Origin of the sequence: Rathayibacter sp. AY1D1, assembly GCF_002932635.1 — a bacterium.
GTDB lineage: Bacteria > Actinomycetota > Actinomycetes > Actinomycetales > Microbacteriaceae > Rathayibacter.
The window spans coordinates 1-19,357 of the sequence record NZ_PSVY01000041.1; the positions used below are offsets into that span (position 1 = coordinate 1).

A 19,357-nucleotide genomic window follows, 5' to 3' on the forward strand; every position below is an offset into this window, starting at 1 on the left:
CTCCCGCTCCCCACTGCCGTGGCGCGGCCGATCCGACAGGACGCCCGTGTCCACCAGCCCCCGCCCCACCCTCTTCGCCCTGCCCGGACCCTTGCGCCGACGGGGCTCTCGTGCTGTGCTCTGCGCCACCGTTCCGCGCCACGATGCCGGGCGGTCGTGCCGCCCCTCTGTGCCCCCCCTCTGTGCCCGCCTCCGTGCCGGGCCTCAGAGCGGGGAGGCGAACACCACCAGGTTGTCCCGATAACGGCCGATCGCCGCGTCGTACTCGCCTCCGCAGGTCACGAGGATCAGCTCCTCCTCGAGGGTCGCGCCGAAGACGCGGGCGGTGGGGAACGCGGCCTTCGCGTGGGACTCGACCGCCGTCACCCGGTAGCGGTGGTCGGAGCCGTCCACTCCGCTCACCGCGATCTCGTCGCCCGGGGCGAGCTCGCCGAGGCGGAAGAAGACCGCGGGACCGGACCGCGAGTCGACGTGCGCCGCGATCACGGTGCGGCCGCTGCCACCCGGGCGCCCGCCTCCCGAGAACCAGCCGACGTCGTCGTAGTCCACCGGCACCTCCATCGCCCCGTCCGACTGGATGCCCAGCGCGATCAGCGGCTCGTCCAGGCCCATCGCGGGCACGCTCAGCCGGGCGGGCTCGACGCCGACGGTGCGCGCAGGCGCGGCAGCGGCGGGGTCGGGCGCGGGGACCGGGGGAGGAGTGAGCGGGGGAGCAGAAGCGAGGGCCGGAGGCGCGGGCGCGCTCGCGGGCGTCTCCGCTCCTCCGCTCCCGTCCGCGGCGGCGCACCCCGCGAGGAGCAGCACGGCGCACAGTGCCGCCGCTCCGCTCCTCGACCGGGTGCCCACGATCAGGAGGCGGTGCGCCGGCGGGCGACGACCACTCCGGCCGCGCCGAGGGCGGCGACGGCTCCGAGGCCGGCCATCGCGGCGAGACCGGACGGGCCCGTGGCGTCGCTCCCGGCGGCGGTCGCGCCGCCACCGGTCTGGAGGCCGCCGACCGGCACCTGCGAGAGCTGGCCGCGGACGACGCCAGCCGCATACGAGGCCGTGTGGGAGTCGGCCGCGAAGGCGGCGGGATCGGCCTCGAGGGCCTTGAGCGTGAATCCGGCGCCGGTGTCGGCCCCGTTCGCCTGGATGCCCGTGGTGAAGGGGCCCTGCAGGCAGCCGCTGCTGGTGCGGGGGCCGTCTCCGACCGGGGCCGGGTTCGGGAACGCGATGCGCGGCGGGCCCGCCTTGCCCAGCGCCGCCTGGTGGATGTGCGTCGCGGTCTTCGCGGGGCTCTGGTAGTCGCCGGTCACACCGGTGAGGGTGATGTCGTAGCAGATGACGTCGAGGTCGCTGTTGACCCGGAAGGTCATCTCGCCCGTGGCGCCGGGCTGGCCGGGGGTCGCGGCGGAATCGGCGTTCACGACCTGGTCGGGCGTCGCCATCACCGTGAAGGCGCTGGTGAACGAGGACGGCTCGGCGACCTCGGTCTCGGCCTGGGCCGGCGCGGCGGCGAAGAAGGAGGCGGCGGCGACGGCGGTGATGCCGCCGAGGGAGAGCAGGCGGCGGCCGGCGCGGTTCCGCGCGGGGGACGTCTTCGTCATGGTGGAGCCTTTCGATCGCGAGCGCCGAGCGGGCCCGATGCAGGGAGTACGGCCGGAAGCGGCGCTGCGTTCACTCCATCTGAGAGGATCTTCACGGAGACGGTCCTCGCCTCCGATGAACGCCGCCGCCGCCGCGGCCGTACCCCCTTCCGACGGACCACCGGTCCCGACGAGGAGGCGGTGTGGCGCGCACGGCGACGGCACGACGAGACGAAGGGCCCGCGATGCCGCGCGAGCACTCGGAGGTCCCGGCTCCCGTGGTGCGCCTCGAGCCCCGGACGGCGGAGTTCGACCCGGCCGCCGCCTTCGACGAGCACGGGTCCGCCCTGCTCGGCTTCGCGCTCAACGCCCTGCGCGACCGCGGCCTCGCTGAGGACTGCGTGCAGGAGACGTTCCTGCGCGCCTGGCGCTCGCGGGCGAGCTACTCCGCCGAGCGCGCCAGCACCCGCACCTGGCTCTTCGCCATCGCCCGCAACGTCGTCATCGACGTGCACCGCTCGCGCCGGCGCCTGCCGCGCCTGGTCGAGGCCGAGATTCTGGAGGAGGTGCCCGCGGAGGACCGCGACCCCCTCGAGCCGCTCGCGATCGCCGAGGCGCTCGCGCGGCTCTCCGCCGAGCACCGGCAGGTCGTCGTCGCCGTCCACCTGAACGGCGAGACCTACGCCGAGCTGTCGGCCGCCACGAGCGTGCCGGTCGCCACCCTGCGCAGCCGCGCCTTCTACGCTCTCCGAGCGCTCCGCGGTCACCTCGCGAGCGCCGGACCCACCGACGAGGAGAGATCGTGATCGACCGAGACCAGCCCGACGGAGACGAGCCCGGCGGCCGCCGCGAGGAGCTCCTCGCCGCGGCCCTCGCCGGCGACCTCTCCGCCGAGGAGGCGCGGGAGTTCGAGAGCCTGCGCGCCGCCGACCCCTCGATCGACCGCGAGCTCGCGTCGTTCGGTGCGGTGGTCGACCGGGTCGGCGCACTGGGCCGCTGGGAGGAGGCGGAGCCGTCGCCGGAGCTGCGGTCGCGCGTCGCGGCGCTCGCCGGGGAGCGGCCCGAGCGCGGGGAGAGTCTGCGTGCCTCGCGCCGCCGGGCCCCGCGCCGCCGTGCCTCGCGTCTTCGTGCCGTCCTGGCCGTCGCCGCGGCGGCCGCGCTCCTCGTCGTGGGCGGCGTCGCCGGAGCGGCCCTGCGGTCCGCCGAGGAGCGCCCCGTCGCGGGACCGCCCGGGACGCTCGGCGCCGTCGAGGCGATCGCCTTCGATGAGCGGACGGAGGGCGTGACGCTTGACGGCTCGCTCGTGGCGCACACCTGGGGCACCGAGACGATCCTCCGCGGGACCGGCTTCGCGCTCGGCGAGAGCTACGACCTCGTGCTGGTCACCGGCTCCGGTGAGCGGCTCCCGTCCGGCTCCTTCCTCGGCAGCTCCGCGGAGCTCGACTGCGAGATGAACGCGGCCGTCCTGCGCGAGTCCGTCGCCGCCGTCGAGATCACCGACGCCGGCGGCGCGCTCGTCGCCTCCGCCGCCCTCCCCGCCGTCACCTGAGAGCCGGCGGCGCAGGCTCGCGGCGCGGCTTCAGCTCGCTGACGAGCGTGCCCGCGACGATGAACCCCGCCCCGAGCAGGGCGAGCGCGGGGAGCCGGTCGCCGGCGAGGCGGCCGATCAGACCGGCCCAGACGGGCTCGGCGGAGTAGATGATCGTGGCGCGCGACGGCGAGACCGAGCGCTGAGCCCAGTTCATCGTCAGCTGGATCAGGCAGCTGCTCGCCCCGAGCGCGAGCGCGGGGATCAGCCAGGCCCACGAGAACGCCGGGACCGCCTCGCCTGCGACGGGCATCGAGGCGAACCCGAGCGCGCCGGCGACCAGCAGCTGCACCACGGTCACCCGGCCGAGGTCCACGCGTCCGGCGACGAGGCCGATCAGGATGATCTCCGCCGCGATCGGCAGCGTGCTCACGATCGTCGCCACCTCGCCCGCTCCGAGCGCGACGCCCGGCTGCGGGCCCGCGATCAGGAGCAGTCCGACGAACGCCAGCGCGACGCCCACCAGCGTCAGCACGCCCGGACGGCGACGGAACACGACCCACTGGAGCAGCGGCACCAGCGGCACGTACAGCGCGGTGAGGAACGCGGAGGTGCTGCTCGTGATCGTCTGCAGCCCGTAGCTCTGCAGGCCGTAGCCCGCGAAGATCATCACCCCGATCACGACGCCGGCCGCGAGATCGATCCGCCGCATCCCCCGGAGCGACCGGTGGAACACGACCGCGCTGATCAGTCCCGCGATCGCGAACCGCATCCCGACGAAGAACAGCGGACCACTGTGCTCCATCGCGATGTGCACGGCGAGGAAGGTCCCGCCCCAGATCGCGGTGATGCCGATGAGCGCCCACTCCGGACGGGTGAAGCGGAGGCCCCGGAGCGGCGAGATGTGCATCATTCTGCACATCCTAGGAGCAACAGGGGCCTGTCGGTGCAGAATAGTGCGCATGTCGGCTCCCGTCCTCGCCCACCTGGGCGGCAACCTCCGCCTCGCGCGGCGCGGAGCCGGGCTGAGCCAGTCCGCGCTGGCGGCGCGCTCGGGTATCAGCCGGCGGACGATCGTCGCGGCCGAGGCCGGCGAGGCCAACATCTCGCTGACCGGAGTCGACCGCCTCGCGACCGCCCTCGGCACCACGTTCACTGCACTCGTCTCGGCCCCGGGATCCGCGCCCGCGGCGATCGACCAGGTCGCCTGGCGGGGAGCGGGCGAGGCGAGCGTCGCCGTCCTGCTCTCCTCCGTCCCCGCGCGCCGGGAGGCCCAGCTCTGGACCTGGACGCTCGGTCCGGGGGACCGCTACGACGCGCAGCCCGACCCCGAGGGGTGGCACGAGATCCTGCTCGTCACCGCCGGCGCGCTCCTCCTGGAGCGGGAGGGCGAGGAGCCCGTGCGGCTGGAGCCCGGACGGCACCTCGCCTTCCCGACCTCGCGGCACTACTCCTACGTGAACGCGGTGGATGCCGTCACGACGCTCGTCCGGATCGTGGTCGACTGACGGGTCGGCGCCTCAGGCCCGCGAGCGCAGGGTCTCGAGCAGCGCCGCGGGGGTCTCGGGGTCGTCGAGGCTGATCGCGAACTCGCGCGAGCGGTCCGTCGTCACCACCAGCCCCGGCCCGGCGTGCAGGATGACCGCCGAGCGGCCCGGCATCACCCGGTACCCCCAGCCGCCCCACTCCGACGGCCGCAGCTGGGCCGTGCCGGCCGAGGCGATGGTGTCGAGCGGGATGCGGCGCAGCGGGATGCCGAGGGCGGTCGTGACGACGCGGAGGCCGCGGCGGTCGGCGGTCACCCTCAGGCGGGAGAAGGAGAGGAGCACCAGCGCGACGACGCCGAGGACGACGGCCATCGCGATCGCCGGACCGGTGGCGCCCGCCGCGGCGAGCGTCGCGAGGGAGAGGGCCGCGCCCGCCGCCGTGGCGATCGCGGCGACGGCGAACACCGGGCCCGTCAGCGTCTGCGACCAGGCGCCGGTCTCCTCCGCCGCCAGCGGCAGGCGGCCGGCGGCCGGGCGGGAGGCGCGCCGGGTGCCCGGAGCGATCAGCGCGGGCACGACGGCGAAGAGCATCCCTCCGAGCAGCGCGAGCAGCCACCCGCCGAGCTCCGCCCCCTCGGCGCGCCCGGCCGCGAGCGTCGTGCCGACCGAGGTCGCCCAGGCGGAGGCGCCCAGCCCGGCCACGAGGCCGAGGGTCGCCAGCAGGAGCCGCGGGGCGCGCCCGACGACCGCCGCCACGACGCCCGCGACGGCCGGGAGCCCGGAGAGCACGAGGGCGATCGCGAGCAGAGCGCCCGTCGACGCGGTCGCATCGGCCGCCCCGGTGCCCGACCAGTGCGAGGCGAGCTCCGCGGGCAGCGCGTCGTCCAGGACGAGGCGCGAGACGAGCACTCCGGCGGCGGGGAGCAGGAGGGACGCGGCGGCGAGGAGCTCGCGGCGGCGGTCGGCGGTGGCGGTCATGATCCGGTCCTCTCGATCAGGCGGACGAGCTCCGCCGGGGTGATGCCGCTGCGGCGGGCCTCCGCGAGCAGCTCGTCGACCAGGGCGGTCACGCGCACGAGCCCGGGCCCGGCCGACTCCGTGATCCACGCGCCGCGGCCCCGGCGCATCTGGAGGATCCCGTCGTCGCGCAGGGCGGCGTACGCGCGCAGCACGGTGTGCATGTTGATGCCGAGCGAGTCGGCGAGCTCGCGGGCGGGCGGCAGGCGGTCGCCCGCCGAGAGCTCGCCCCGGGCGACGGCCGAGCGCACCTGCGACTCCAGCTGGTCGGCGAGCGAGCCCGCCGCGGAGTGGTCGACCCGGAACAACATGTTCACAATGTTAGTAGAACAAGCAGTGCACCACCAGGCCCTCAGTGCAGCGCGAGCGACACCGCCAGCACCACCATCACGACCGCCACGGCCGCGTCGAGGATCCGCCAGGCCCCGCGGCTCCGGAACAGCGGCCGCAGCGCCCGCGCCCCGAAGCCGAGAGCGGTGAACCACAGCACGCTCCCGGCCGCCGCCCCCGCCCCGAACCACCAGCGCTCGTCGCCGTGCGTGTTCGCCACCGACCCGAGCAGCACGACCGTGTCGAGGTAGACGTGCGGGTTCAGCAGCGTGAGCGCCAGGCACGTGCCGATCGCCGTGCGGAGCGACGTCGAGGCGCCGGCCGGATCGCCGTCGAGGGTCCCCGGCCGCAGTGCGCGCCTCGCCGCCATCACCGCGTAGGCGAGGAGGAAGGCGATGCCGCCCCAGCGGATCACCACCAGCAGCCACGGCGCCGACTCCAGGACCGCTCCGATCCCCGCGATCCCGAGCACGATCAGCGCGGCATCGCAGAGCGCGCAGATCGCGACGACGGCGGGCACGTGCTCGCGGCGGAGGCCCTGGCGGAGCACGAAGGCGTTCTGCGCGCCGATCGCGATGATGAGCGAGAGGCCGAAGCCGAGGCCGGAGAGGGCGGCGAGGAGGGGGGACACGCTCCGACGCTAGGGCGGGGCGCTCCTGTAGACCAGCTCATGCTCCTTCAGTACCGTAAGCAGCACTGATGCTGACAGACGACCTCGACCTCTCCCGCCTGCGCGCGCTCGCCGCCTCCGTCCGGTACGGCTCCTTCGACGCCGCCGCCCGGGCCCTGCACATCACCCCCTCCGCCCTCAGCCAGCGGATCAAGGCGCTCGAGACCGCCGCCGGCCGCGTCCTGCTGGTGCGCTCGCGCCCCGTCGTCGCGACCGAGGCCGGTGCCGGGCTCCTCCGCCTCGCCCGTCAGATCGAGCTCCTCGCCGACGACGCCGTCCGCTCGCTCGGCGGCGAGGACGCGGCGGGGGCGGGCCCCGTCGTCCTCCCGCTCGCCGTCAACGCCGACTCCCTGGCCACCTGGGTGCTGCCCGCGCTCGCCTCCGTCCCCGACGTCGTGGTGGAGCTGCATCGCGAGGACCAGGCGCACACCACCGCGTTCCTCCGCGACGGCACCGTGCTGGCGGCCGTCACCGGAGAGTCGGAGGCGGTGCTCGGCTGCACCGTCGCGCCCCTCGGAGTGATGCGGTACCGCGCCATGGCCTCGCCTGCGTTCGCCGAGCGCTGGTTCCCGGACGGCGGCACGGCCGGCCTCGCGAGCGCTCCGCTGGTCGTCTTCGACGAGAAGGACCGCCTGCAGGACGACTTCCTCCGGGCCGCCGGCGTCGACGGCAGACCGCCGCAGCACCGCGTCCCCGGATCGACCGACTTCGAGCGGGCCGTGCGCCTGGGCATGGGGTGGGGGATGCTGCCCGAGCTGCAGGCCCCGGTCGGCGGCGAGGGCCTCGTCGAGCTGGGCGGCGACCCCGTCGACGTCCCCCTCTACTGGCAGCAGTGGGCCCTGCACACGCCCGCCCTCGACGCGGTCGCCGCGGCCGTCTCCGCCGCCGCGCGCGCCGCGCTCCGCTGACCCGCGCGCTGACCTGCGCCGCCGGGGAGGCGCTCAGACCGCGAACACGTCGCGGAGGGTCACCGTCTCGAGCGAGCGCTCGCGGAGGATGTCGACGAGCCGCGCGTAGACCTGCGTCACCGGATCGAAGTTGGCGTGCCCGATCACGATGTGCTGCGGCAGGAACCACTGGTCCGCGAAGCCGACCACCTGCTCCGGCGTGATCCGCCCCGAGTCCGAGAGCGAGCCGTACCAGAGCACCGTCGCCGTGTAGCCGATCGCCGCCGCGGCGGCCCGGCTCCGCTCGTCCGTGTAGCCGAACGGCGGCCGGTAGAAGGGCGCCGCCTCCACCCCGTAGGTCGAGCGGATGAAGTCGCCGTTGCGGCCCAGCTCCTCCTGCACGCCGTCGCTCGAGAGGCTCGTCAGGTCGGCGTGCGACCAGGTGTGGTTCGCGAGCTGCACCTGCCCCGAGGCGACGAGCGGAGCCAGCAGCGGCGCGTTCGCGGTCCACGAGTCGTACTTCCCGTTGAGGAAGAAGGTCAGCCGGGTGCCGGTGTCGCGGGCGAACTGCGCGTAGGCGGCGACCACGTCGGAGTCGGCGCCGTCGTCGACGGTCCAGGCGAGCGTGCTCCCCTCGCCGGGCAGCTCCGAGATCGTGCCGGAGGGCAGCGGCGCCTTCCGCCGCACCGGAGTCGCCGCGGCGGTCATGGTCGGCACGGGGCGGGGAGGGGTCGGGACGGCCGTCGGAGCGGCGGACGGCAGCACCGCCGCCGGCGCCGTGCTCGGCGGGAGCGCCGCGGGAGCGGGCCGGGCGGGCGTGCACCCCGTCAGCGCGACCGCCGAGGAGGCGATCCCCAGCAGCAGCGCGCGTCGCCTCAACCGGTCCACGGGCCCCCCTCGCGAGCCCCGTCCCCCGGAGCGTCCCCGCGACCGTAGCGGTCGGGGAGGGAGCGGGCAACGCGGCGCGACACCCCTCCCTCCCCGCAGCCTCTACCGGAAGGTGCGCCTGACCGCGTTGTTCGCCGGCGTGGGATCGGCGGCGGCGGTCGACACCCTGGCGTCGATCGTCGTGGCGGCCGGCCGGTCGACGAGCGTCACCGAGTAGGTGGTGCTCCGCCCGGCCGAGACGCTCGGCGCGGTCCAGGTGAGGACCGTCGTGCCCGCGGCCGAGCCCTTCGTCTGCACGGCGCCGGGCGCACTCGCCACCGTTCCGCTGACGACGACTCGGGTGGTCGTCGTCGCCGCGTCCCGGGTGCCGGTGTTCCGGACGGTGATCGTGCCCGAGAGCGGGGCCGTCGCCGCCAGTCCCGGCGCCGGCGCCAGCGTCAGCGTCAGGTCGGCGCGGGTGGAGGACTTCACCTGCAGCGACTGCGTCACCGAGGTCGCGGCGAGCCACGCGGAGTCGCCCGCCTGCGTGGCCCGGACGGTGCAGCTCGCCGCGCCCGTCAGCCGCACCGTCGCCGTGCCCGCGCCGGTGGCGGTCAGCGTGCAGCTGCCGCTCGCGTACAGCTTCACGGGCAGACCGGAGGAGGCGGTGGCCGCGACCGGGTAGGCGATCCCCTTCTCGGGCGAGGACGGCATCGCGGTCGAGAAGGCGACCTTCTGCGCCTTCTTCTTCTGCGGGACGACCGCGGTGACCGCGATCGACTGGGTCGCCCGGGGAGCCGCGTCGTGCGAGGCGTCGCCGGCCTGATCCGCGGTGACGGTGCAGGTGCCGGATCCGCTGAAGGTCACGACGCCGCTCGCGAGCGAGCACGCGCCCGTGGCGCCGATCGTGACCGGCAGACCGGAGGAGCCGCCCGCCGCGGTCGGCGTGTAGCGGCCGCCCGCGGTCGCCGTGCTCGGAGCCGCGGAGGTGAAGGCGACCGTCTGCAGCGCCTTGCCGATCGGGAACGTCCGGACGACTTGCTCCGCGGGCGCGTGAGCGTCGTCGCCGGCCTGGTCCAGCGTCAGCGTGCAGGTGCCGACGGAGTCGTAGGACACCGTGCCGTCCTCTCCCAGCGAGCAGGAGTCGGAGGCGTCCAGCACCGGGTCGGCGCTCGACGGGCCGCGGACGATCGACGGGGTCCAGGAGCCGCCGATCCGGGCGTCCGTCGGAGCGGCGTCGCGGAACGACACCGCTCCCGCCGCCGTGCCGACCTCCACCGACTGCGTGATCCGCGGAGCCGCCGAGTGGCGCTCGTCCCCGGCCTGGTCCGCGGTCACCGTGCAGGTGCCGGAGCGGGTGAAGGTCACGACGCCGTCCGCGACCGTGCAGGACCCGGCCGCTCCGAGCACCACGGGGGCGCTCGACGCGCCGGCCGTCACGACGGGCGTGTAGGAGCCCCCCGCGACCGCCGCGTCGGGGACCGGCGAGGCGAACGCCAGCGTCTGGCCGAGGGCGCCGATCGCGAAGGTGCGGACGGACTGCGGAGCGGCGCCGTACCGCGAGTCGCCCGCCTGGTCGAGCGTCAGCGTGCAGGTGCCGACGGAGTCGTAGGACACCACTCCCGCGGCCGCCGAGCATGCTCCGGAGGCGGTCAGCACCGGACGCGCCGTGGACGGTCCGGCGACGATCCGCGGGGTGGTCGTCCCGCCGACCGTCGCGCCGGTCGGCGCGCTGCCGCCGAAGGAGACGGTGCCCGCGAGCAGTCCGACCGCGATCACCTGCGAGGCCCGCTCCGCCGCGTCGTACCGGGTGTCGCCCGTCTGGTCGGCGGTCACCGTGCAGGTGCCCGATCCGGTGAAGGCGACGACCCCGTTGGTGAGCGTGCAGGACCCGGAGGCTCCGAGCACCACGGGCCGCCCGGAGGCTCCTCCGGTCGCGGTCGGACGGTAGGTGCCGCCCGCGAGCGCCGAGTCCGGCGCCTGCGAGGTGAAGGCCACGGTCTGCGCGGTCCGGGTGATCTCGAAGCTGCGCACCGCCGTCGGCGCTGCGCTGTGGCGGGAGTCGCCCGCCTGGTCCAGCGTCAGCGTGCAGGTGCCGGCGGAGTCGTAGGAGACCAGTCGGAAGGGCCCGACGGAGCAGGCGCCGGAGGCCGTCAGCACCGGGGGAGCACTGGAGGGGCCGGCGACGACCGCGGCCGTCGAGGAGCCCCCGACCCGGGCCGCGGCCGGAGCATCGCCGCCGAACGCGACGGTCCCCGCGAGCTGCGTGACCGCGACGGTCTGCGAGGCCTGCGCCGCCGCCGCGTAGCGCCCGTCTCCCGCCTGGTCCGCCGTGACGGTGCAGGTGCCGCTGCCGGCGAAGGTGACGACGCCGTCGGCGAGCGTGCAGGCGCCGGTCGCTCCGATCGTCACGGGGAGCCCGGAGGCGCCGCCCGTCGCGGTCGGAGTGAGCGTGTCGCCGGACGCGGCCGTCGACGGCGCGGTCGAGGTGAAGGCGACGGTCTGCGCGATCGCGGTGACCTCGAAGGTCTGGACCGCCCGCGCGGTGCCGTAGGTGGCGTCGCGGTAGTGGATCGCCGTCAGCGTGCAGGTGCCCGCGGAGTCGAACCGGACGGCGCCGTTCTCGCCGTCGGAGCAGGCGCCCGAGACGCTGAGCACCGAGGGGCCGGAGGACGGTCCGCGCGTGAAGGCGGGAGTGAAGGATCCGCCGACCTCCGCGTCGGTCGGGACGGCGGTCGTGAACGCCACGGAGCCGGGCGCGTAGCCGACCTCCACCTCCTGCACGGCGGGCCGGGCGCTGTCGTACTGCCGGTTGCCGTTCTGGTAGGCGAAGACGCCGCAGACGCCCTTCGTGGTGAAGGTGACCACGCCGTCCTTCGCCGAGCACGACGCGGTGGTGAGGAGGAACGGAGCGATGCCCGAGGCGCCGCCCTCGATCACGGGGCGGTACGTGTCCCCGAGGACGGCGCCGACCGGAGGCGCGCTCGTGATCCGGACCGTCTGCGGGAGGAAGTAGATCGAGTACTCCTGCTCGGCGTGCCGCGCGGGCCAGTAGCCGTCTCCGGGCTGGTCGAGGGACAGCACGCAGAGCCCGGCCCCGTCGTTCCGCACGGTCACTCCGTCCGGGAGGATCGAGCAGTCTCGGCTCGCGGAGAGCACGGGCACGCCCTTCGACGGGCCGGGCACGATCGTCGGCCGGTACGTCTCGAGCGACATCGCGTGCGGGGGCGCGGTGCTCCCGAAGGAGAGGTTCCCCTCGGGAGTCCCGACCGTGATGACCTGCCGGACCTGCGGAGCGGCGTCGTGTCGATCGTCCGCGGCCTGGTCGATCGTCACCGTGCAGGTGCCGTCGCCGAAGAACGTCACCACGTCGTCCGCGATGGTGCAGTTGCCGTTCTCGATCACCGCGATCACGAGCGGGTTGCCCGAGCCGCCGCCGGTCGCCTCGACCGTGTACCGGTCGTCGGTGAACACCCGGTCGGGCGGAGTCGAGGTGACGACGACCGTCTGGGGGATCCGCGAGATCGGGACGAAGCGCACCAGGCCGTCGGCGGCCGCGTACACGTCGTCGCCCGGCTGGTCGAACTGCACGCCGCAGGTCGAGGGCTCGGTGTAGGTCAGGATCTGCGCACCCGTCGCGTCGGGGGCGACGGTGCAGCCGAAGAAGGTCCTGACGAGCACCGGCAGTCCCGAGCTCGAGGTCGCCGTGGCGACGCCGGTCGACTCCAGGACGCCGGTCCTCGGCACCGCGACCGTCAGCGTCTGCGACGCCTTCGCGACCTCGAGATCGAAGGAGGCGCGCCCCGCGGTGTAGTGGTCGTCGCCGGCCTGATCCGCGGTCACGGTGCAGGTGCCGCTCCGGGTGAAGGTCACGACGCCGTCGGCGATCGCGCAGGATCCGGTCGCTCCGATCGAGACGGGGCTCCCGGAGCCGCCGCCGGTGGCCGTCGGAGTGAAGGTGCCCAGCGCCGTCGGCGCGGTCGGCCGCGAGGAGGTGAAGGCGACCGTCTGCGAGAACTTCCGGACCGTGATCCGGAACGAGGACGTGCCGGTGTTGCCGGCCTCGTCGTCCGCGGTGCAGTCGACCGTCGTGTCCCCGATCGGGAAGACGCTTCCCGAGGCGGGCGTGCAGGTCGAGCCCACGGCTCCGTCGACCGCGTCCTGCGCGGAGGACGCGAAGGTGACGACGGCGCCGGAGACGTCGGCCGGCTCGGCCGTGACGGCGGCGGGCACGGTCACGACGGGGGCCGAGCGGTCGGCCAGCGCGAAGGTGCCGGGGATCGACCGGAGGGTGTAGTTCGGCCCCGCGTCGCCTCCGTCGCACCGCGTGACGTAGTCGCCGACGGGCGTGCGCGCTCCGATCGTCACCTTCCCGGTGCCGTCCGCCGTGTAGTAGGCGCCGGTCGGCTCGGTGACGAACCGGTCGGTTCCTGCGAAGCCGTCGGCCGTGCAGGTGACCGTCGGGGCGGTCGCGGTGCCGTGCGCCTGCGTCCCGGGGCTCGACGCGGTCACAGAGAGGGGCGCCGGCGAGATCGTGAGCGCGCCGTCGATGGTGATCAGCTGTCCCGAGGGGTTCGTCAGGCCGGAGCAGCGCGTGGGGTAGCGGCCGACGGGGGTCGTCGCGGAGAGCGCCAGCGGCGTCGTGAATCCGGTGTCGGACGCCGCGAAGGCGCCGCAGGAGACCGTCCCCGAGGGGGAGCCGGTCACGGAGGCGGTGATCGCGGGGGGAGTGGATCCGTAGGTCGACGAGGGCGAGGAGGCGGTCACCATCGGGACGGCCGCGACGATGCGCAGCGCGCCGTCCTTGTACCCCGCGATCGTGTAGTCGCTGCTGACCTTCGCGCCGCTGCACCGCGTGGTGAAGGTATTGAAGGTGGAGGTGGGCCAGTTCGGGATCAAGCGGTAGATGACGTCGCCCGCCGTGACGATCGGCCGGTAGACGCCGGCCGTGAGCGGGGCGCCGAAGGTGTCGGTGCCGACGAAGGCGGCCGTGCAACGCAGGTCGGGGGACGGCGCGCCTCGCGGGTAGTCGACCGTCGGGGCGGTCACCGTGAGCGCCTTCGGCTTCGCCGTGAAGCTCTGCAGGGGCTCGCCCGCCCAGCCCAGAGGAGCGAGCGCGTCGAGCCTCGCCGCGAGCGTGCAGACGCCGGCGTGGAGCACGGTCACCCTCATGCCGCTGACGGAGCAGGTCTCGGCGGTCCTGCTGCTCAGGACGATCGAGCGGCCGGGCACATCGACGGCCTGCGCGTAGGGGCTCGCGTCGAAGGAGTCGCCGTACGCCTTCTGCGGGAGCGTCGACAGGTCGAAGCGCACGCCGCCCACCGCCACGGTGGCCGGGTCGCTGCGGACGCTGCCGCCGCAGGTGGTCAGGGTCGCCCGGTAGCGGTAGGAGCCGGTGGGATCGGGGCCGGCCTCGAGGAACGCGGTCCCGTCCTCCCGGGCGCCCGCCCGGCCGAGCGCGGGCTTCCACGTGGCGCCGCCGTCCGTGGACCTCTCCCAGGACACGGCGGGGATGCCGCCGTAGACGGCCGAGACGCTCACGCCCATCGTCAGCGTGTAGATCTGGTTGGTGACGCCCGCGATGTCCGAGGGCTGCCGGGTGATGACGGGTGCCGCGGCGCACGCGCGCACCTCGTGGCGCAGAGCGGGGAGCGCCGACCAGCTCCCTCGTCCCGCCTCGGCGGGGGTGATGGTGTCGGGGTAGTGCGCGCGGATCTCGTTCCAGCCCTGCGGGATGTCCCTCGTGGTCAGAACGCCGACGCCGTCCGCGTCGAGGGTCACCCTGCTGGTACCTGCACCGGTGAGGATCTCGACGGTGCCGCCGGCGGCCACCGGCCGGCCCAGGCTCGGGATGGTCACCTTCGCGGTGACGGTGACCTCCTGCCCGAGCATCGAGAAGTCGGGGGTCCGCGTCACGGTCACGGCGGTGTCGTACACCGGAGCGACCACGGGGTCGGCCGCCGTCGGGCCGGCCGTCTGCGAGATCCTCGTCACGCTCGGGTGCACGTAGCTCGAGCCGCCGCCGCCGGCGCCGGGGTCGTTCATGACGCCGAGGGTGTCGTTCATGCTGCCGAACACGTAGGGCGATCCGCCGCCGCCGCCGTACCACCAGCCGGCCCCGCCGCCGCCGCCGCTGTGGCCGGGGAACGAGCAGTTGCCGCCGCCGCCGCGGGAGGCGCCGGCGTCGGCGCCCTTGCCGTCGTTGAGGAACACGCCCCACTGGCCGTTGTTGCCGTCGGCGCACTCGCCGAACGTGCTGTAGCCGCGGGCGCCGGGCGAGCCGCCCGAGCTCTGCCCGGCCGCGCCGCCGCCGCCGCCGTCGGCCGCGTTGTTCCTGCCGCCGTTCCCGCCGCCCCTCGCGCCGCTGCCGGCGTCGGCGTCGCCGCCGACCGAGGACCGCCCGCCGCCGCCTCCGCCGCCCGCCGCCACGGCGAGGGCGTGCTGACAGCCGTCCGAGCCGGCCGTGCTGAGGTACTGGGCGTCGCCGCCCGCGCCGCCGGAGTCGCCCCCGTAGACGCCGCCGTTCACGTAGCGCGTGGCGCCTGCCGCTCCGGCCGGGGCGCCGGCGAGGCGCCCGATCTCCAGCACCTGCCCGGGCGTGACGGGCACCTCGACGACGAGGCTGGAGCCGCGTCCGCCGGCGTTGCCCGTCCCGAGGCCGCTCGCACCCTTCCCGCCGTTCTGGCCGCTGAGGACGGCGCGGACCGTCGAGACCCCGGTCGCGGGAACGGTGTACTGCGACACCGTCGAGACCTTCGGGGAGGTGAAGCACGCGGTGCTGAAGACCGGCGCCGCCGACGCGGTCGGCGCGGCCACGACGCTGAGTCCTGCGCCCGCTACGAGCACGGCCGCGGCGACGAGGGAACGGAGGAAGGACTGGCGCATGTGCTGCTACTCCCGGCTGCTGCCGGGAGCGGGCGCCCGCGGTCGGCTCAGAGTAGGGCGGTCGTAGACCCGCGAGGAAGGCGAAAGGTACACGAACGCCCTGCTCGGGGGGTACGGGAGGCCACTTGTGCCGGAACCTCCCAGGAAGTCCCCGTGCACGTCCGGGCAGCGTCCCCACCCTGTCGGGGCAGTGTCCCCACCCTGTCCGGGCAGTGTTCCCACCCTGTCGGGGGAGTGTCCCCACCCTGTTGCGGCCGCCGCCCGGGTCGCGTAGCCTAGCGAGGTTGCGTGCATCTGCACGCGCTTGCGTGCTGCCCACCGGGCAGGAGCTCCGGCTCCGGCCGGACAGGCGGGCGGTGCGCCGACAAGTGACCTTGGGTGGGTCGGGCGGGGCTTCGTGCCGCGCGTGATCCACGGTAACCACACATGGAGGAAACCATGGCAGCAGTCTGCCAGGTGACCGGAGCCGTCCCCGGCTTCGGGCACGCCATCTCGCACTCGCACCGGCGCACCAAGCGCCGCTTCGACCCGAACGTGCAGAAGAAGACGTACTACGTGCCGTCGCTTCGCCGTAACGTCACCCTGACCCTCTCGGCCAAGGGCATCAAGGTCATCGACGCCCGTGGCATCGAGTCCGTCGTCAAGGATGTTCTCGCTCGCGGGGTGAAGATCTAATGGCCAAGCAGCAGGACGTCCGTCCGATCATCAAGCTCCGTTCGACGGCCGGCACCGGTTACACCTACGTGACCAAGAAGAACCGCCGCAACGACCCCGACCGTCTCGTGCTCAAGAAGTACGACCCCGTAGTGCGCAAGCACGTCGACTTCCGCGAGGAGCGCTAAGTATGGCCAAGAAGAGCAAGATCGCCCGCAACGAGCAGCGCAAGGTGATCGTCGACCGCTACGCCGCCAAGCGCCTCGAGCTGAAGAAGGCCCTGGTCGACCCGGCCGGGACCGACGAGACCCGTGAGGCCGCCCGCGTCGGCCTCCAGAAGCTCCCCCGCAACGCCTCGCCCGTCCGCGTCCGCTCGCGCGACGCCGTCGACGGCCGCCCCCGCGGCAACCTCACGAAGTTCGGCATCTCGCGTGTCCGCTTCCGTGACATGGCGCACCGCGGCGAGCTGCCCGGTATCACCAAGTCCAGCTGGTGACCGAGCGCCGCTAGCGGCGTGAACGACCGAAGGCCCGTGATCGAAGGATCGCGGGCCTTCGTCGTCCCGCCGGCGGACGTAAAATGTGCGGATGACCGACTCCAGCCTGCCCACCGTCGCCGAGATCGCGGCGCTCATCGACCACGCGATCCTGAAGCCCGAGCTCACCCGCGCCGAGGTCGACGCCCAGCTCGACGAGGCGCGCGCGTCCGGCGTGTTCAGCGTCTGCGTCCGCCCCTCCGACATCGCCCACTCGGTCGCTCGGCTCGAGGGCTCCGGCGTCCTGGTCGGCACGGTCATCGGCTTCCCCCACGGCACCACCTCGACCGCAGCGAAGGTCGCGGAGTCGCGTCAGGCGCTCGCCGACGGCGCGTCCGAGCTCGACATGGTCGTCAACATCGGCCGCCTCCGCAGCGGCCTGCTCCAGGACGTCGAGGACGACGTCCGCGCCGTGGTCGAGGCCGCCGAGGGCCACGTCGTCAAGGTCATCCTCGAGACGAGCCTCCTCGACGACGAGCAGGTCGTCGAGGGCAGCCGGGCCGCCGAGCGCGCCGGAGCGGACTTCGTGAAGACCGCCACCGGCTTCGCGGGCGGAGGCGCGAACGAGCACGACCTCCGCCTCATGCGCGGCGCCGTCTCGGAGGCCGTCCAGGTGAAGGCGTCCGGCGGCGTCCGCGACCTCGACACGCTCCTCGCCTACCGGGGCCTCGGCGTCACCCGCTTCGGCACCAGCGGCTCCGCGACCATCCTCGGCGACCTCGCGGCGCGGCACTCGGGCGACTCCTCCGCGGCACGTGTCGACTCCGCCTCCTACTGACGGAGCGGCCGACGAGGGCCGCACCGCACCCGCCGACCGGATGACGCCGGTGCGCCTGCGCCCGGGCCGCGCCGGCCGGTGGGCGGAGCGGACCCGCCGCCCCCTCGACGAGATCGCCCGCGCCCTCAAGGAGCGCGTCTACGCGACCTTCACGGGCCTGGCCGTGGTGACGATCTACCTCGTCGGCGACCACCCCGACGCGGTCCACGCCCTCCAGAGCCTCGTGATCTCGATCATCGGGATCTCGGCCGCGGGCTTCGTCGCCGAGGTGATCGCGCACCAGGTCGTGCACGCCTCGGCGCCCTCGCGCTCCGAGACGCACACCATGCTGCGGATCGCGGGCGGGGCGCTCGCCTCGGCGTCGCTGCCGGTCCTCGCGCTCGGTGCCGCGGCGCTGGGCTGGATCGACGCGACGGTCGCGCTGCGGATCGGCGCGGGCGTCTACGTCGCCACGCTCGCGGGGATCGCCCTCATCGCCGTCGTGCGCGCGGGCCTCTCCTGGAAGGAGAGCATCTTCTCGCTGCTCGGGATCGTGGGTCTCGGCGTGCTGGTCGTCGGCGTGCTCGCGCTCGCTCACTGATCCGGAGGCGCCGCCGAGCGTAGGCTCGGACGGATGACGTCACGCACCAGGGTCGAGCTCGGCCGCCGCGAGGACCTCGGCGCCGACTGCGCGAACTGCTTCGGCCTGTGCTGCGTCGCTCTCGCCTTCGCCCGCTCCGCCGACTTCCCGTTCGACAAGCGCGCCGGAGACCCGTGCGTCAACCTCGACGGCGAGGACGCATGCACGATCCACCGCCGGCTCCGGCCGCAGGGCTTCGTCGGCTGCACCGTCTTCGACTGCTTCGGCGCCGGCCAGAAGGTCTCGCAGCACGCGTTCGGCGGCGTCTCCTGGCGGTCGGACCCGGCCGTGCGCGAGCGGATGTTCGCGGTGTTCCCGCTGATGCGCCGCCTGCACGAGCTGCTCTGGTACCTCGACTCCGCACTGGCGCTGCCCGGCGTCGGCGCGCCGCTCCTCGACGAGCTGCGCGAGCGGTTCGACGCGGTGCACGCGCACACCCTCGGTGAGCCGGAGCAGGTGGTCGCGGTCGACGTCGACGCGGAGTACGGAGCATCCCGGCCGCTCCTGATCGCGGCGAGCGCGGCCGCTCGCGCAGGAGCGGCGCCGGCTGCCCGCCGGTCGAGGGGCCGTCGGCTCGCTCCGGGTGCCGATCTGGCGGGCGCACCGCTCCGGAACGCGGACCTGCGGGGAGCGGATCTGCGGGGCGCGCTCCTCCTGGCCGCGGACCTGCGGGGTGCGGATCTGCAGCGGTGCGACCTGCTCGGGGTGGACCTGCGCGATGCTGATGTGTCCGGCGCGCGGCTCGCCGAGGCGGTCTACCTCACCCAGGCGCAGGTGAACAGCGCTCGAGGGGATGCGGCGACCACGCTGCCGTCGCACTTCGAGCGCCCGTCGCACTGGGGCGGCTAGGCCGCCAGGTCAGAGGCTGCGGGGGCCGCCCAGCGACTCGTCGCCGCCCTCGTCGTCGAAGCCGAGGGCCTCGACGACCTCGCGGCCGAGGAGGTGCGCGCCGCTCCAGCCCTCGATGACGCACCGGGGGAACGCCTCGCGGTCCGGCGAGCCGAGCCATGCGGCCGCGGCCTCGCGGGCCCATGCCTCCGAGGCGTACACGCCGATGATCTCGGTGCGGTCGTCCCACGGCGTCGCGGTCGAGAGGACGAAGTGGTCACCGTTCACGATCGGATCTCCTCCGGCTCTCGGGGTTCAGCGACCCCGTGGGAGTGCGGGACCGGACCGGACGCTACCCGTGGGCGGGGGAGCGCGTCTCCGGGGTCGACACGAGCGCGGATGAAGGCTACGGGAACGTCGAGCGCGGCGCGATCACCCGATGGTCCCACGCAGGCGGGCGTTCAGCCCACCCAGAGCCGTCGCGATCTCGTTCTCGTCGCTTCCGGGGAGGAGGGCTCCGCCCTGCTCGAGGCCGTGGCGCAGGGCCTCGACCTCCTCAGGGGGGAGGCCGCCGCTGTCGAGGAGGGCCTGGAGGGCGGCGAGGATGCCGACGAGGGCGACGGCGTCGTCCAGGTCGAGGGGGCGGACGCAGGACTTCTCCATGTCATCGCTCCTGTTCGGGTCAGGGGTTCGGGGGCGGGGGC

20 protein-coding genes are annotated in these 19,357 nt (G+C 74.6%); 10 read left to right on the forward strand and 10 right to left on the reverse strand.

Going from position 1 to position 19,357, the window contains the following annotated elements; genetic code table 11:
- Positions 1–204 precede the first annotated feature (204 nt).
- Positions 205–846 carry a class F sortase gene (locus tag C5C56_RS18400; protein WP_104353823.1) on the reverse strand — a complete coding sequence of 214 codons (642 nt, stop codon included), beginning with the start codon at positions 844–846 and terminating at the stop codon, positions 205–207.
- Positions 847–848: 2 nt separating this feature from the next.
- Complete coding sequence (locus C5C56_RS16155) at positions 849–1,589, reverse strand: CHRD domain-containing protein (protein WP_104319943.1); 741 nt, start codon at positions 1,587–1,589, stop codon at positions 849–851.
- A gap of 224 nt (positions 1,590–1,813) precedes the next feature.
- Between C5C56_RS16155 and C5C56_RS16160 the strand changes: the two genes are divergently transcribed.
- Positions 1,814–2,374 (forward strand): sigma-70 family RNA polymerase sigma factor, encoded by a 561-nt coding sequence (locus C5C56_RS16160; protein ID WP_104261336.1) that lies wholly within the window; start codon positions 1,814–1,816, stop codon positions 2,372–2,374.
- Positions 2,371–3,117 carry a hypothetical protein gene (locus C5C56_RS16165; protein ID WP_104287822.1) on the forward strand — a complete coding sequence of 249 codons (747 nt, stop codon included), beginning with the start codon at positions 2,371–2,373 and terminating at the stop codon, positions 3,115–3,117. The genes C5C56_RS16160 and C5C56_RS16165 overlap by 4 nt, the downstream gene beginning before the upstream one ends.
- On the opposite strand, the gene C5C56_RS16170 is transcribed toward C5C56_RS16165, so the two are convergent.
- The gene (locus C5C56_RS16170) at positions 3,110–4,009 is read right to left on the reverse strand and encodes a DMT family transporter (protein WP_258063200.1); all 900 of its coding nucleotides are present in this window, start codon (positions 4,007–4,009) and stop codon (positions 3,110–3,112) included. The two genes, C5C56_RS16165 and C5C56_RS16170, sit on opposite strands and share 8 nt — an antisense overlap.
- 49 nt (positions 4,010–4,058) lie before the next feature.
- Here C5C56_RS16170 and C5C56_RS16175 point away from each other — a divergent pair, with 49 nt between their 5' ends.
- Positions 4,059–4,604 (forward strand): helix-turn-helix domain-containing protein, encoded by a 546-nt coding sequence (locus tag C5C56_RS16175; RefSeq protein ID WP_104227343.1) that lies wholly within the window; start codon positions 4,059–4,061, stop codon positions 4,602–4,604.
- Between the two features lie 12 nt (positions 4,605–4,616).
- Here C5C56_RS16175 and C5C56_RS16180 read toward each other — a convergent pair whose 3' ends face one another.
- The 3 genes from C5C56_RS16180 to C5C56_RS16190 are packed head-to-tail and all read right to left on the reverse strand — an operon-like array spanning position 4,617 to position 6,561.
- Positions 4,617–5,561 carry a hypothetical protein gene (locus tag C5C56_RS16180; RefSeq protein WP_104319944.1) on the reverse strand — a complete coding sequence of 315 codons (945 nt, stop codon included), beginning with the start codon at positions 5,559–5,561 and terminating at the stop codon, positions 4,617–4,619.
- Complete coding sequence (locus tag C5C56_RS16185) at positions 5,558–5,911, reverse strand: GntR family transcriptional regulator (protein ID WP_104225158.1); 354 nt, start codon at positions 5,909–5,911, stop codon at positions 5,558–5,560. The genes C5C56_RS16180 and C5C56_RS16185 overlap by 4 nt, the downstream gene beginning before the upstream one ends.
- A gap of 41 nt (positions 5,912–5,952) precedes the next feature.
- The gene (locus C5C56_RS16190) at positions 5,953–6,561 is read right to left on the reverse strand and encodes a LysE/ArgO family amino acid transporter (RefSeq protein ID WP_104227345.1); all 609 of its coding nucleotides are present in this window, start codon (positions 6,559–6,561) and stop codon (positions 5,953–5,955) included.
- A 68-nt stretch (positions 6,562–6,629) separates the two neighbouring features.
- On the opposite strand from C5C56_RS16190, the gene C5C56_RS16195 reads away from it, so the two are divergent.
- Positions 6,630–7,508, forward strand: a complete 879-nt coding sequence (locus C5C56_RS16195; RefSeq protein ID WP_104263547.1) for a LysR family transcriptional regulator ArgP — start codon at positions 6,630–6,632, stop codon at positions 7,506–7,508.
- Positions 7,509–7,541: 33 nt separating this feature from the next.
- Here C5C56_RS16195 and C5C56_RS16200 read toward each other — a convergent pair whose 3' ends face one another.
- Positions 7,542–8,375, reverse strand: a complete 834-nt coding sequence (locus tag C5C56_RS16200; RefSeq protein ID WP_219812150.1) for a polysaccharide deacetylase family protein — start codon at positions 8,373–8,375, stop codon at positions 7,542–7,544.
- Positions 8,376–8,477: 102 nt separating this feature from the next.
- Positions 8,478–15,239, reverse strand: coding sequence for an HYR domain-containing protein (locus C5C56_RS16205; protein ID WP_146086520.1), 6,762 nt, complete (start codon positions 15,237–15,239; stop codon positions 8,478–8,480).
- Between the two features lie 438 nt (positions 15,240–15,677).
- Here C5C56_RS16205 and rpmB point away from each other — a divergent pair, with 438 nt between their 5' ends.
- The 6 genes from rpmB (at position 15,678) to C5C56_RS16240 (ending at position 18,674) form a co-directional block, all read left to right on the forward strand.
- Positions 15,678–15,914: a 50S ribosomal protein L28 gene (rpmB, locus tag C5C56_RS16215; protein WP_056038148.1), complete on the forward strand. Its 237-nt coding sequence runs from the start codon at positions 15,678–15,680 to the stop codon at positions 15,912–15,914.
- Positions 15,914–16,081, forward strand: a complete 168-nt coding sequence (gene rpmG, locus C5C56_RS16220) for a 50S ribosomal protein L33 (protein WP_027692168.1) — start codon at positions 15,914–15,916, stop codon at positions 16,079–16,081. The genes rpmB and rpmG overlap by 1 nt, the downstream gene beginning before the upstream one ends.
- Before the next feature lie 2 nt (positions 16,082–16,083).
- Positions 16,084–16,389, forward strand: a complete 306-nt coding sequence (rpsN, locus tag C5C56_RS16225; protein WP_104225107.1) for a 30S ribosomal protein S14 — start codon at positions 16,084–16,086, stop codon at positions 16,387–16,389.
- Between the two features lie 91 nt (positions 16,390–16,480).
- Positions 16,481–17,206 (forward strand): deoxyribose-phosphate aldolase, encoded by a 726-nt coding sequence (gene deoC / locus C5C56_RS16230; RefSeq protein ID WP_181027245.1) that lies wholly within the window; start codon positions 16,481–16,483, stop codon positions 17,204–17,206.
- Positions 17,184–17,786, forward strand: a complete 603-nt coding sequence (locus C5C56_RS16235; protein ID WP_146084798.1) for a hypothetical protein — start codon at positions 17,184–17,186, stop codon at positions 17,784–17,786. Before deoC ends, C5C56_RS16235 begins: the two co-directional genes overlap by 23 nt.
- A gap of 33 nt (positions 17,787–17,819) precedes the next feature.
- Positions 17,820–18,674 carry a pentapeptide repeat-containing protein gene (locus C5C56_RS16240; protein ID WP_104319947.1) on the forward strand — a complete coding sequence of 285 codons (855 nt, stop codon included), beginning with the start codon at positions 17,820–17,822 and terminating at the stop codon, positions 18,672–18,674.
- A 9-nt stretch (positions 18,675–18,683) separates the two neighbouring features.
- On the opposite strand, the gene C5C56_RS16245 is transcribed toward C5C56_RS16240, so the two are convergent.
- Positions 18,684–18,941: a hypothetical protein gene (locus C5C56_RS16245; protein ID WP_104238985.1), complete on the reverse strand. Its 258-nt coding sequence runs from the start codon at positions 18,939–18,941 to the stop codon at positions 18,684–18,686.
- A 144-nt stretch (positions 18,942–19,085) separates the two neighbouring features.
- The gene (locus C5C56_RS16250) at positions 19,086–19,316 is read right to left on the reverse strand and encodes a hypothetical protein (RefSeq protein WP_104225103.1); all 231 of its coding nucleotides are present in this window, start codon (positions 19,314–19,316) and stop codon (positions 19,086–19,088) included.
- Between the last annotated feature and the right edge of the window lie 41 nt (positions 19,317–19,357).